Origin of the sequence: Achromobacter marplatensis, assembly GCF_002209535.1 — a bacterium.
Taxonomy (GTDB): Bacteria; Pseudomonadota; Gammaproteobacteria; order Burkholderiales; family Burkholderiaceae_B; genus Achromobacter; species Achromobacter marplatensis.
In genome coordinates this window covers 781,819-795,245 of record NZ_NJIG01000001.1, presented here as the reverse complement: position 1 = coordinate 795,245, position 13,427 = coordinate 781,819, and the positions used below count along the sequence as shown (strand labels likewise).

Genomic DNA, 13,427 nt, shown 5'->3' with positions numbered 1-13,427 from the left:
GTCAGCCCTTCTTCATTTGGATGGCGCGCAGCGTCTCGCCCGCGCGGTTCACGCACAGGACCAGCACGAACAGCACGATGCTGGGGATCACCACCAGGGAGGGCTGGAACAGCATGTTTTCCTTGCCCTCGGCGATCATCAGGCCCAGCGAGGGCATCGGCGCCGGCACGCCCAGGCCCAGGAACGACAGCGAGGCTTCCAGCGTGATCGCCATGGCGGCGTCCACCGTGCCGATGATGAGCAGGTTGCCGACCAGGTTGGGCAGGATGTCGCGCCAGATGATCTGCAGGTGCGTGCAGCCCTGCAGCCGCGACGCGGTGACGAATTCGGCATTGCGCAAACCCGCGGCCATGGTGCGCGCGACCAGCGCATAGCGTTCCCACAGCAGCAGCCCCAGCACCAGCACCACCACGGTCAGGGATGCGCCCACCACCGACACCACGGCCAGCGCCACCAGGATGATGGGCAACGCCAGGCGCGCGGTGATCAGGAACGACACGACGCGGTCGACGGCGCCGCCGAAGTAGCCGGCCACGACGCCCAGCGTCGTGCCGATCAGCCCGCCCATCAGCGCGACGGACAGGCCGATCAGCGCCGAGACGCGTACGCCGTACAGGGCGCGGGCCAAGACGTCGCGGCCCAGTTGGTCGGTGCCCAGGATGTGGTTCCAGTCGCCGCCTTCGCCCCAGACGGGTTCCTGCAGCCGGGCCAGCAGGTCTTGCGAGTACGGATCATGCGGGATCAGGTAGGGGCCGATCAGGCCGGCCAGCACCAGCAGCGCCAGCACGATCAGGCCGAAGCGGCGGCCGGCACGCGCCAGGCGGTCGCCGCGCGGCGCGGCGGGCAGGGAAGAAGACACGACGGTGCTCATGAGGCGGCTCGCACGCGGGGGTCCAGCCAACCGTTGATCAGGTCGGCGGCCAGGGTCAGGACGATGTAGATCAGCGCAAAGATCAGAATCAGCGCCTGCATCGTGGGGAAGTCACCGCGCAGGATGGACGTCCAGGCCAGCAGCCCGGCGCCATTGATGGCGAAGACGGTTTCGATGACGACCGAGCCGGCCAGCAAGGTGCCCATCTGGGCGGCTGCCAGCGACACCAGCGGCCGCAAGGCGTTGCGCAGCGCGTACTTCAGCACCACGCTGGGGCCGGCCAGGCCCATGGCGCGGGCGGTGCGGATGTAGTCGGTGGCCAGCACCGTCTCCATCTCGGATTTCATCAGGCGCAGCATCGCGGGCATGGCGAACAGCCCCAACGCGACGACGGGCATTACGTAGTGCTTCCAGGTGTCGAACCCCGAGGCCGGCAGCCATTGGTTGCGCACGCTGAAGACGATGATCAGCAGGAACGCCAGGCAGAACGGCGGCATGGCTTGCGCGCAGGCCGACAGCAGCATGGTGGCGCGGTCGGCGAGCGAGCCCTTGCGCAACCCCGCCAGCACGCCCAGCGGTATCGCCAGCAGCAGCGCGAACGCCATCGCGGCCAGGCCCAGCTTGGCGGTGGCCGGGAAGTGCTGGCCCAGCAATTCGGCCACCGGGCGGCTGAAGTACAGGCTGTCGCCGAAATCACCGCGCACGACCCCGGCAAGCCACCGGCCGTACTGCACCAGGATCGGGTCGGAAAAGCCGTGCTGTGCCGACAGGCGGGCGGCATCCGCCGCGCTGCCTTCACCGGCCAGGCGCGCTGCCGGATTGCCCGAGGCGAATACCAGCGAGAAGCTGATCAGCGACACGAACACCACCAGCAAGGCGGCGACCAGCAAGCGGCGAAACAGGAATGCAATCATGGGTCAACCTTTGTCACGGTGCGCCGGCGCACCGGCGCGTGCCGCCCCGCCGGGACGCCGAAGCGGCCCGGCCGGACAGGCAATAAGCGCGGGGCGCCGGCCGCCCGGATCAGTTCCAGGTGGCCTTGTAGAAACGCGGGAACTCGTCTCCGTCGACCGAGAAGTTCAAGTCCTTGGCCTGCACGGCGTTCAGCGAGTGGTTCCACAGCGGTACCCAGTACGCCTGGTCGGCGACGATCTTCTGCGCGGCCGCGTAGTTCTTGGCGCGCAGGTCGCGGTCTACCGACGTGTCGGCCGCTTCCAGATACTTGATCACCTCGGGGTTGCGGGCCTGGTCGTCCGGGCCGCCGCGGAAGAAATTGCTGGTGGACAGCGCCGCGTCCGCGATGCCGTACGAGCCCCAGTTGGACGACAGCATGGCGATCTTGCCGTCGCGCCAGTTGGTCATCGCGGTGCCGTACTGCTGTTCGACCAGGTTCAGCTTGATGCCGGCTTGCGCCATCTGGGCAGCGGCCGCGTCCAGGATGCTGCGCGGCGGCGCCGAGATCACCAGGTCCAGCGTGATGCCGTTGGGGTAGCCGGCGGACGCCAGCAGTTGCTTGGCGCGGGCCGGGTCGAACTTGTAGGCCTGCACGTCGGCGGCGCAACCGAACTGGGCCGGGTTGCAGGCCGCGTTGATGACCTTGGACGCGCCGCCCACCAGCGCTTTGCGGATCGCTTCGCGGTCGATGGCGTAGTTGATGGCCTGGCGCACTTCCTGCTTGGCCAGCGGCGACTTGCCGTCGTCAAAACGCGGGTTCAGCGAGATATAGCTGATGCGCATGATGCTGCTGCTCTTGACCGTGACGGTGGGCGTCTTCTCCATGCGGCGGGCCACGTCCGGCGGCACGCGCCAGATCCAGTCCAGGCCGCCGGACAGCAGTTCGGCGTACTGGGTGTTGGCGTCGGGCAGCACGCGCACCACCAGCTTTTTCACGGCAGGCTTGGGGCCGAAGTAGTCATCGTAGCGTTCGTACACGTAGCGGCTGCCGGGCTGGCTTTCGGTCAGGCGGTAGGGGCCGGTGCCGATGGGCTTGGCGCCCATGTCGGACTGGTTGGCCTCGTAATACTTGCGCGGATAGATCGGCAGGTTTTCCGACAGCATTTCCAGCGCCAGCGGGTAGGGCGTCTTCATCTTGATGCGCACCGTGTCCTCGCCGGCTTTTTCCGCCTTGGCGATCCACGCGACCTGGTTCTGGAAGCGGGCCTTGTAGGCGTCGGAAGACACCAGGTTCAGCGTGTACAGCACGTCGTCGATGGTCAGCAGCGATCCGTCGTGGAACTTCACGTCGCGGCGGATGGGGAGTTCGATGGTGGTGTCGTCGACGAACTTGTAGCCCGTGGCGATGGCCGGGCCGAATTCGCCCGTGTCCTGGTTCTTTTGCAGCAACCCCGAGAAGACCATGCGCGCCAGCGCCAGGCCGGGACGGTCCGATTCCTTGTAGGCATCCAGCGTGGCGGGCGCCGCGTCGAAGGCGATGTTGAGGGAGTTGTCAGCCTTGTTGGCCTGGGCGGCGTGGGCGCCTAGCGCCAATAGCGCCGCGCTCACTAGCTTCACGGTACGGGTCAGCTGCATGTTTTCACCTTGATATGTTTTAAGTATTTGACGTACGGGTCTTGCGGGTCTTGCAGGGACTGCGGAACTGCAGGGTCTTGCGGAATCGCGGGCAAGCCGCTCCCCTTGCCGCAGGCGGCGCTTTTCGCGCCGGCGGTGCATGCACGGTCGGTAAGGGGAGGGGCCTGGAGCGCCAGGCCGGGTGCTTAGCGGGTCATCAAATCATCGAATCCCAACGTTGCCGAAGTCTTCCCGCAGACGCGCCAGGATGCCGACCAGATGGTCGTGCATGGCGTGACGCGCGCGGATGGGATCGCGGTCGACAATGGCCGCGAGGATGCGTTCGTGTTCTTTCTGCGCTTCGCTCCACACCTTGGTGGTCACGAAGTGCTCTTCCAGCCGGTGGAACACCGGGCTGAGCGTGCTGAGGTGCCAGATGTGCGAGATGGCCGCGGCCAGGGCCGCGTTGCCGCAGGCCGCGCCGATGGCGCTGTGGAAGGCGCGGTCGTGCACGCTGGGCGACTCGGTCAGCGACATGCCTTCGTGCGCGACGCGGATCGCCGCGATCTGCGCGGGCGACGCCTTCTGCGCAGCCAACGCGGCGCATTCCGGTTCGATCAGCAGGCGCGTTTCCAGAAGGTCGAAGGGGCCGATGTCGGTGGCTTCGACGCTGTCTGCCGCGGGGGCCTGGGGCGCGTCCTGATAGTTGCCGTCTTCGCGCGGCGGGCACACGAACACGCCGGTGCCCACGCGCACATCCACATAACCTTCGATTTCCAGCGCAATCAGGGCCTCGCGCACCGACGCCCGGCTGACTTGCAGTTGCTCGGCCAGCTCGCGCTCGGCGGGCAATCTGCCGCCCGCAGGGAAATCGCCCGCCTTGATGCGCGCGGCGATCTGGTCGGCAATCATGCGGTAGAGGCGGGTCGAAGCTACGGCCTGAAGGGAAGTCATTGTGGCGTGGGATGGAGTGTTCGGGGGGTAGAGCGTAATAGGTCTGGGGCGCTCGTGTCTTGCGCGGGGTCGAAGGGATGCAGAAAACTTGTTCAGGTGCCTGATGGTCCAGTGGTCAGGCCACTGGACGAAATGTACCGGACGGAATTCCGCTTGGGAATCGGGAACCGCCCGTTTTTGCCGGATTTGAGGGAAAACCACTAGGCATTGGGCCAACCGCGCTCCCGCTTGGATGAGCGGGAGCGCGGGGCTAGGTGGGCGAGGCCGCTAAGGCCCGGCGGGCAGTTCGATGCGCACCTGACGCACCTGCCCATCGTCGCGCAAGCGGACCATGCCGTCCTCCTGATTGACGCCGTCCAGGGTGACCCGCAACGGCCCCGCCGCAGCCGCTACCCGCGTGGCAGTGACGGCATAGGTCGCGCCGCCGAAGCGGTATTGCAGCGTGAAGCCGTTCCAGTCCGGGGGCAGGCAGGGGCGGAAGCTGAGCGTGTCGCCGCGCAGGCGCATGCCCAGCACCGACTCCAGGATCAGCCGGTACATCAGCCCGGACGATCCCGTGTACCAGGTCCAGCCGCCGCGCCCCAACTGGCCGGGCGTGGTGTAGATGTCGGCAGCCATGACATAGGGTTCCACCTTGTAGGTAGCGGCGCCCGCCGGCGTATCGGCATGGTTGATGGGATTCAGCATGGGAAGCAGGCGGCCGATGCGCGCCTCGTCCCGCAGTTCGCAGAAGGCCATCGCCGTCCAGATGGCGGCGTGGGTGTATTGGCCGCCGTTTTCGCGCACCCCCGGCACGTAGCCGCGGATGTACCCGGGGTTCATCGGCGCCTTGTCGAAGGGGGGCGTCAGCAGGCGGATCAGGCCAAGCTCGTCGTCCACCAGCCGGTCGTCCACGGCTTGCATCGCCGAGCGCGCGCGGTCCGGGCTGGCCACGCCGGACAGGACAGCCCAGCTTTGCGAAATGGAATCGATCTGGCATTCGAGATTTTCAGCGGACCCGAGCGGGGCGCCGTCGTCGAAATAGGCCCGGCGATACCAGTTGCCGTCCCAACCGGCCTGTTCAAGATCCTTCGCCAATTGCCGCGCCGTCGATTCGCAGAACGCGGCGAACGGCAGGTCCGCCCGCGCGCGGGCCAGCGGGGCGAAGCGGTTCAGGGTGTCATGCAGGAAGAAGCCCAGCCAGACACTGACGCCGCGGCCGGCATCGCCCACCTTGTCCATGCCATCGTTCCAGTCGCACGACCCGATGCGCGGCAGCCCGTGCGCGCCCAAGGCGTTCAACGCATGCGTGAGGGCGCGCGTGCAGTGCACGTAGAGGCTGGCGGATTCCCGGGACGGGGTGGGGTGGTCGTAGTTGGACGATTCGCCGGGATTCAGAGGGCGCCCTTCGATGAAGCCCACGTTTTCTTCCAATACGCCCACATCGCCGGTGACGTCCACGTAGTGGCTGGTGGCGAACGGCAGCCACAGATAATCGTCGGAACAACGGGTGCGGACGCCCCGGTTGGAAGGCGGGTGCCACCAATGCAGCACGTCGCCTTGCACGAATTGCTGGGCCGCGCTGCGCAGCAGGTGGGCGCGCGTCAACTCGGGGCGCGCGATCGCCAGCGCCATCACGTCCTGCAATTGGTCCCGGAAGCCGTACGCGCCGCCCGATTGGTAATGGCCGCTGCGTGCCCACAGCCGGCAGGCCAGCGTCTGGTAGAGCAGCCAGCCGTTGGCAAGCGTATTCACGGTGGCGTCCGGTGTGTCGATACGCACGACGTCCAGCGTGTCGCGCCAGTATTGCCGGACGGCCTGCGCTTCGTGGGCGGCGGCCCCCGTTTCCCGATACCGGCGCACCAAGTGCCGGGCGTGATCGGCGCCCTCGGACGACGCGCCCAGCTGAAACAGGATCTGGGTGTCTTGCCCGTCGTCCAAGGTGGCGGGCACCTGGATTGCGGCGCAAGGGTCCAGCGCGGCGCCGCATCGGCCCGACAAGCGACTGCGGCGCAGCGCTTGCGGGTGGCGCAGCGTGCCGTTCCTGCCGATGAATTCCTTGCGGTCGCCCGTCATGGTGCGGGTGGTGCTGTTGGTGTCGAAATAGGCCACGTGCCCGGAATAGTCGGCATTGAAGCTGTTGCGGGCGAAGAGGGCGCCGGTGTCGGCGTCGATCTCGGTGGTGACGTGCATCGCGGATTTCGCGCGCAGGTCGCCCAGCAGCCATTCCACATACCCGGTGGCCGACAGGCGACGGCGGCGCCCGGACCGGTTGCGTAGCGTCAGAACATAGAACTTGACGGGCGATTCGTGGGCAACGTGGACGCGCAATTCGGATTCGATGCCATCCTCCACGTGTTCGAAGACCGTGTAGCCGAATCCGTGGCGGGTGACGTAGGCCGTTTCCCCCCCGGCCGGGTAAGGCGCGGCCGACCAGTAATGACCGCTGATCTCGTCGCGCAGATAGAAGGCTTCGCCGCAGGCGTCGGTGACGCCGTCGTTGTGCCAGGGCGTCAGGCGGAAATCATGGGCGTTGCCCGCCCAGCTATAGGCCTGCCCGCTTTCCGAGACCACGGTGCCGATCGCGGCATTGGCAATGACGTTGACCCACGGCGCGGGCGTGCGCTGGTCGCGTGTGGTGGTGATGACGTATTCCTCGCCGTCGGCCGTGAAGCCGCCCAAGCCGTTGGCGTGCAGCAGCGGCGCGGGCGCGGCAGCCGGCGGGACGTCGACCGAGGCCGGCAAGGGCGCGGCCGATATCACGAGCGGCGCGACACGGGTTTCCGGCAGCGCCAGGCGGTTGACCTGGTTGGCCAGTGTGCCCTGGGCGTCGCTGAGCGACACGCGAGAGACGGCCAGCAACAGCGTGCGGTCTTCTTCCGAGATCTGGTCGCCAGGACGCACGAAGATGCCGCCCGGGCGGTCGATGATGTGTGATTCCACTCCGGCAGAAATCAGCCCCATCATGCGGTCCTGCAGGGCCTGGCGGTAGGTGCCGGTGTCTTCGTTCCAGATCACCAGGTCCACGATGACGCCTTTTTGCCGCCAGTAGGCGTGGGCCTGCACCAATTGGCGCACCAATTCGAAATTGGCCGGGTCCTTGATGCGCAGCAGCACGATGGGCAGGTCGCCCGAGATGGCGTAGCCCCACAGGCCGGACTGCCCGCGGCGGTTCTTGACGAGCGTGGCCGCGTCGGCCCGCAGCGTGGGGTTCTGGTAGACGATGGCGTTGGCCAAGCGCGCGTACAACTGGGCGTCGGCTTCGGTCGCGTTCAACTGGCGCACCAGCACCTGCGCATGGGTCCAGGCCAACTCCAGGGCGCGATCCGCCAGATGGCGGTCCTGGTACTTGCTGATCAGGTTCATGCAGGCGCTGCGGCTGTCGCCCACGCCCTGCACCAGATCGACGACGGCGGTTTCCTCGGGTTCCAGCGTGATGGTGCAGCGGATGGCCGACACCGGGTCCAGCACGGAACCCTGGCTGCCCGACAGGGGGGCTGCCGAGTCCATCGCCAGCGGATTGGCCACGGAGCGGCCGCGCCCCAGGAATTGCGCCCGGTCCGTTTCATAAGACGCGCGCCCCGGGTCGCCGCCGTGGATGGCCAGCAGCTGGAACATCCACGGCGGATTGTCTTCCGGACTGCGGCCGCGCCGCGTGCTGAGGATGGCGCGTTCCGACGGCACGATCTCGGTCTGGATGAACAGGTTGCTGAAGGCCGGATGCAATTCGTCGGCCATGGCCGGGGCGATGACAACCTCGGCATAGCAGGTGATCTCGAGCGTGCGGCGTTCGCGCCCGCGGTTGGTCAGGCGGCAGCGCCGCAATTCGATATCGTCTTCGGGCGACACGACGATTTCCGTATGCGTGTCGATCTGATTGTCGGTGCGCCGGAACTCTGCGCGGCCTTCCGAGAAGATCACTTCGTAGTGGTCGGGACGCTGCAGGGTCGGCTGATAGGAGGTGGACCAGACGTGGCCGCTGTCTGTGTCGCGCAGATAGCAGAACGTGCCCCAGTTGTCGCAGGTGCCGTCTTCGCGCCAGCGCGTGACGGCCAGGTCCCGCCAGCGGCTGGAGCCCGCGCCGCTATTGGTGACCATCACGTGGTAGCGGCCGTTGGACAGCAATTGGACTTCGGGGATGGGCGTGTCGGCGGTGTCCAGCACGCGCACGGACACCTCGGCCTGGCCCGGCGGCGTGCTGCGGATCACCGACAGTTCGGTGGCCTTGGCGTAGGCGGCCGCGGCGCGCGGAACGCGTTCCTGAAGCAGCAGCATGGTGGCCTGGAACGAGGGATCGGCCTCGAAGCGGGCCTGCATCGTTCGGCCCAGCAAGACGCTGGCAAGCGACAGGAAGCCCATGCCCTGATGATGGGCCATGTAGGCGTACACGATCGTGCCGTTCTTGCCGGGCGGTTGACGGCGCGGCGTGTAGTCGATGGCCTCGTACAGACCATAGCGCCCGATCAACTGGTCTTTGGCCAGCCGCTGCAGGTTGCGGCAGGCCTCGTCGGGCGCCACCATCAGCGCCAGCATCGACGCGTACGGGGCTACCACCACGTCATCGGCCAGGCCGCGTTTCAGTCCCAACCCAGGCACGCCGAACGCGCGGTACTGGTAGTTCATGCCGACATCGAACAGGTTGTAGGCGCTTTCGGACATGCCCCACGGAATGCCCAGCTTGTCGCCGTAGTCGATCTGCGTGCGCACCGCCGACAGGCAGGTCTGGTCCAGCAGGGTCTGGGGGTAGGAGGGCATGACGAGGCGGGGCATCAGGTATTCGAACATGGACCCGCTCCAGGAGAGCAGCACCGGCCCGCCCGGGGAATTGCTCAATTGCCGGCCCAGCGCGAACCAGGTCTCTTGCGGCAATTGCCCCTGCGCGATCGCCACGAAGCTGCCCAGGCGCGCCTCGGAAGCCAGCAGGTCGTACAGGCCTTCGTCGCGTCGGCGTTCGGTCAGGTTGTAGCCGATGGCCAACAGGCGGCTGCCCTTGTCGTACAAGAAGCCGTATTCCGCCACCGCCATGTCGGCCAGCGTGTCGGCCAGTTTTTCCAGCGCGGCGCATCGTTGGGTGGCACGGTCCGCCGCCAGGACGATGGCAAGCTCGGTTTGCAGCAACCACGCACGTTCGTCCGGCGTCGTGCCGGGCTCGGAGAGGCGGGACCGCAATGCGGCCAGCACGCCGCCGCCTTGATCGGCTACCTGCTGCAGCGTGGGCATGGCCTGCAACGCCGGGATGTCTTGCCAGGGAGCGTCGGCGGGCCGTTCGGGCCAGGGCGCCAGCAGGGCCAGTTCATCGCGCGCCTCTTCGCATTGTCGCAACATGGCCTGGCAATGCCATAGCGGTTCAGAGTACGCGGGCGCCTCGAAGGCTTCCAGCAGTCCATAACCCAGTTGGCGGATGTGCTCCAGGCGCTGCCGGATTTGCGCCAGCGTCTTGGGCGCGGCGCGGCCGGCCGGTTCCTGCGCCGTCAGCAGCGCGGCGTCCAGCACGTCCAGCGCGGAGAAGGCGTTGGCCGGCAGGCTGTCTCGCAACACGGCCGCGGCGTCGGCCAGGCCCGCAAAGGTGCGCGGATGCAGGATCGGAGCCTGGGCCAGCGCCAGCAGCCCGGGACGCAGCGTCAGCAGGTGGCCGGCCAGGTTGCCGCTGTCTACGGTCGAGATGTACAGCGGGTGCAAGGGGGCCAGCGTGAGGGTGTCGTACCAGTTATAGAAATGGCCCAGGTAGCGCTCGAGCTTGCCCATGGTGCTTAAAGTGGCTTGCGTGCGTTCCATCAAACGGCCCGCCTGCAAGTAGCCGAAGTCATGCGCGGCCAGGTTCGACAGCAGGGCCAGCCCCAGATTGGTGGGCGAGGTGCGGTGCGCGGTCGTGGGCGCAGGCCGGTCCTGCACGTTGTCCGGGATCAGCCAGTTGTCTTCGGCCCCGCCGTGCCCATCGAAGAACGACCAGGTCTTGCGCGCCAGCAAGCGCAGGAACTGGTCCTGGCTGGGCGACAGCGCGGTTTTCGCGACGACGGGCGGCCGGCTCAGGCGCCAGGCAATTGCCGGCATCAAGGCCCACAAGGCCAGCACCGGGAACGCCGCGGGCCAGGCCGACGGGTTCCAGCGCAGGACGCAGGCGCCGATCGCCAGCGCCAGCAGCGGCGACCCCCATACAGATAGCAGCCACGGGCCCGAGCGGGCCGCGCCGTCGCGGTTGGTGACGCTGGAGGGCTTCCATTCCAGCAGGCGGCGGTGCGATATCGTCAGGCGGTACAGTGTGCGGCCAATGGCGTCCAGGTTGTAAAGCGCCTCGTGCGCCATGGCGCTGAACGCAAATGCGGCCCGGCTGAACTGCTTGAGCGTTGACGGGACCCAGCCCAGCAGATGCTGCCCCAGCAAGACATCGTCGCCCTTCCTGACGGCGCCCAGAGCGGAGGCGAACAGCGCGGGCAGGAACACGACCATCACCCCGGCCCCCGTCCACAGCCAGGGATACGGCAGCAAGGTCCAGCCCAGCGCCATCAACAGCACCAGGCTGGGCGACACGAGGCTGCGCCGCAGATTGTCCAGGATCTTGCAACGCGCCAGCCAGGCAAGAGGCGGTCCGCCCGCCGTGCCGGGTGGGCGCGGCGGGTGGCCGAACAGCCAGCCCAGCAGTTGCCAGTCGCCCCGGATCCAGCGATGGCGGCGGCTGACATCGGCCGAATAGCGGGCGGGGTGGCCTTCGAACAACTGCACATCGCTCAGCAGGCCGGAACGGGCGTAGCAACCCTCCAGCAGGTCGTGGCTCAGCACGCGGTTGTCCGGGAAGCAGTCCTTCAGCGCGGCCTCGAACGCGTCGACGTCATAAATGCCTTTGCCGACGAAGGACCCTTCCTTGAAAGTGTCCTGATAGACGTCCGACACGGTGTTGGTGTACGGGTCGATGCCGGCGTCGCCGCCATTTACCCGCGCATAGGCGGAGGCGGCCAGGTCAGCCAGGTTGACCGCCACGCGCGGTTGCAGGATGCCGTAGCCCCGCGTCACGCGACGCCGGACGGGATCGAACTGGGCCTGGTTCAGCGGATGCGCCATGGCGCCGATCAGCTTCCAGGCGCTTTCCCGGGGCAACTCGGTATCGGTGTCCAGCGTGATGACGTACTTCACGGCGGCCAGCGCGTCCAGGTCGCCGACCACGCAGGAGAACGCACCCGTGCCTTGGCCGCGCAGCAGGCCGTTCAGATCGGCCAGTTTGCCGCGCTTTCTTTCCTGACCCATCCAGACCTGTTCGTGGGCATTCCAGCGGCGAGGGCGGTGCAATAGGTAAAAGGGGCTTCGGCCCAAACGCCGGTATTTGTGGTTCAGCGCCTGGACATGCGTCTTGGCGCGTTCCAGCAGCAACGCGTCCGCGGGCAGATGTTCCGCGGCCGCGTCCGCAAAATCCGTCAGCAGGCAGAAGCTCAGGTTGTCGCCCGGGTTCGCCAGAAACCGGATCTCCAACGACTCGGCCAGCTGTTCGCCGTCGTCAGCGTCGATCAGCATGGACGGTACCGCCACCAGGCAGCGGGCAGCGTCCGGAATGCGTTTGGCGTAGTCCATCCGCGGCAGGCGCTGTGGGCGCACCAGCCAGGTCAGGGACCAGTTGATGACGGCAACCGACAAATGGCTGGTGCCGATCAGTGACAGCACCGCCAGGGCGGCCAGCGGCCACGGCTGGGCGCCCGCCGAATGGGCCACGAACACCAGCAGCGCGGACAAAGCGCCCGTCATCAGCACGATCGCCGCCGCATAGCCGGCCAGCGCCGCGCCCGGCGACAGGCGCGCCAACCGGTCCGTCACGCTCAGCCGGACCTTGCCCAGCTTGACCAGTTCCGGCAGGCCTTCATCAATCAGATAGAAGCCCACGTGCCGCCGGCGCGGATCGGCGGGGGCGTCGGCATGGGCGTCTGGCGCCGCCGTGCGCGCCAGGTCGATCGCCATGGTGGCCAATTCGATCTCGGAACGATCGGAGTTCCGGGCCAGGCGCTCCACCCGATGGCGGTAGCGGTCCCGGGTCGGGAAGTCCATGTCGGCGTAGACCCCGGCGGGGTCCTGGCGCAATGTCTGCTCCACCAGGATGATGGCTTCGACGAATTCGTTCCAGTTCGTCTTCGACAGCGCGCGCAGGCTGCCGATGCTGTTGCTGATGGAGACCTGGTCGGCCGCTTGCTGCTGGTTTTCGGCCACGACCATCTGCTCGATGGTCAGGTTGGATTGGGCCAGGCGCTGCTCGAACCAGGTCAACGGCAATGCCAGCGCCGGACCATGGCCTTGCAGGCGGCGGGCCAGTTCGGCCACGAAGGCGCCGTCTATGGGCGGATTCGAGCGCGCCATGTTGGCGATGACGAGGATCAGGCTGGTGGGGTCGTCCTGCGCGGCCTTGCGCATGGCGTCCGCCCAGGTGTCCGCCAAGCCCCGGTTCATGTTGGCGTAGGCCAGGCGGATCGCCACGCGCCGCAGGTTCTCGATCAGGGCCAGGCGCATCATGATGGGGATCGCCCAAAGCTCGCCCAGCTGCAGGGGTTCGACGCGCTGATAAGCGGCTACGAACGCGCTGATCCCGTCCGCGTCAATCCGCGCATCGCTGTGCGAAATCATCTCCAGCGCGATGTCGTACACCCGGGGAAGGCCCTGCGAGGGACCCGCGGCCAGCTTGGGCAGGCTGCGGCTATACCCCTTGGGCAAATGCCGCTTGGCCAGCCGGATCTGCTCTTCGATCAGGTAGAAGTTGTCCAGCAACCACTCGTCCGCCGGCGTGATCTGGCGACTTTGCTGCATGGATTCGATCAGCAGCGCACAGGCCTGGGCCAGCAGCGTCTGGTTCTCCGTCAGCCGGGGCAGCAGGTTGTCCTGCGCGCGAAAGGCGCCCAGCGCATGCACATGCGCCAGCGCCTGGCCGTGCGCTTCCATCTGCTGGGAATTGAACAGTTCGGCGCGCAACGGCGGCTCGCTTTCGGCGGAGGTAAGCGAGGGCTTGCTGCGCGCGAACAGGTCGATCCATTCGGGGGCGGCCTCCAGGGAAGGCCAGGCTATGGGTTTCATCAATACTCGGTCGGACGTGATCCATCGGGGCAAAGGCGTCGCCAGGGTGACGACCTCCCGCCTATAGAGTGAC

General features: G+C 67.2%; 5 protein-coding genes. All 5 read right to left on the bottom strand.

Going from position 1 to position 13,427, the window contains the following annotated elements; all coding sequences use genetic code 11:
* Position 1: 1 nt before the first annotated feature.
* The 5 genes from CEY09_RS03405 to CEY09_RS03385 all read right to left on the bottom strand — a co-directional run bounded on the left by CEY09_RS03405 (position 2) and on the right by CEY09_RS03385 (position 13,354).
* Positions 2 to 871, bottom strand: coding sequence for an ABC transporter permease (locus CEY09_RS03405; protein ID WP_088587543.1), 870 nt, complete (start codon positions 869 to 871; stop codon positions 2 to 4).
* Entirely contained in the window at positions 868 to 1,785 is a 918-nt protein-coding gene (locus CEY09_RS03400; RefSeq protein WP_006225895.1) for an ABC transporter permease, read from the bottom strand. The genes CEY09_RS03405 and CEY09_RS03400 overlap by 4 nt, the downstream gene beginning before the upstream one ends.
* 109 nt (positions 1,786 to 1,894) lie before the next feature.
* Complete coding sequence (locus tag CEY09_RS03395; RefSeq protein WP_088587542.1) at positions 1,895 to 3,400, bottom strand: ABC transporter substrate-binding protein; 1,506 nt, start codon at positions 3,398 to 3,400, stop codon at positions 1,895 to 1,897.
* 201 nt (positions 3,401 to 3,601) lie between these two features.
* The gene (locus CEY09_RS03390) at positions 3,602 to 4,333 is read right to left on the bottom strand and encodes a FadR/GntR family transcriptional regulator (RefSeq protein WP_006225893.1); all 732 of its coding nucleotides are present in this window, start codon (positions 4,331 to 4,333) and stop codon (positions 3,602 to 3,604) included.
* A 267-nt stretch (positions 4,334 to 4,600) separates the two neighbouring features.
* Complete coding sequence (locus tag CEY09_RS03385) at positions 4,601 to 13,354, bottom strand: GH36-type glycosyl hydrolase domain-containing protein (protein WP_088587541.1); 8,754 nt, start codon at positions 13,352 to 13,354, stop codon at positions 4,601 to 4,603.
* Positions 13,355 to 13,427 lie beyond the last annotated feature (73 nt).

Coding starts and splice junctions, on each gene's coding strand:
- CEY09_RS03390 (WP_006225893.1), bottom strand. CDS start 4,333: ATGACTTCCCTTCAGGCCGTAGCTTCGACCCGCCTCTACCGCATGATT.
- CEY09_RS03385 (WP_088587541.1), bottom strand. CDS start 13,354: ATGAAACCCATAGCCTGGCCTTCCCTGGAGGCCGCCCCCGAATGGATC.
- CEY09_RS03405 (WP_088587543.1), bottom strand. CDS start 871: ATGAGCACCGTCGTGTCTTCTTCCCTGCCCGCCGCGCCGCGCGGCGAC.
- CEY09_RS03395 (WP_088587542.1), bottom strand. CDS start 3,400: ATGCAGCTGACCCGTACCGTGAAGCTAGTGAGCGCGGCGCTATTGGCG.
- CEY09_RS03400 (WP_006225895.1), bottom strand. CDS start 1,785: ATGATTGCATTCCTGTTTCGCCGCTTGCTGGTCGCCGCCTTGCTGGTG.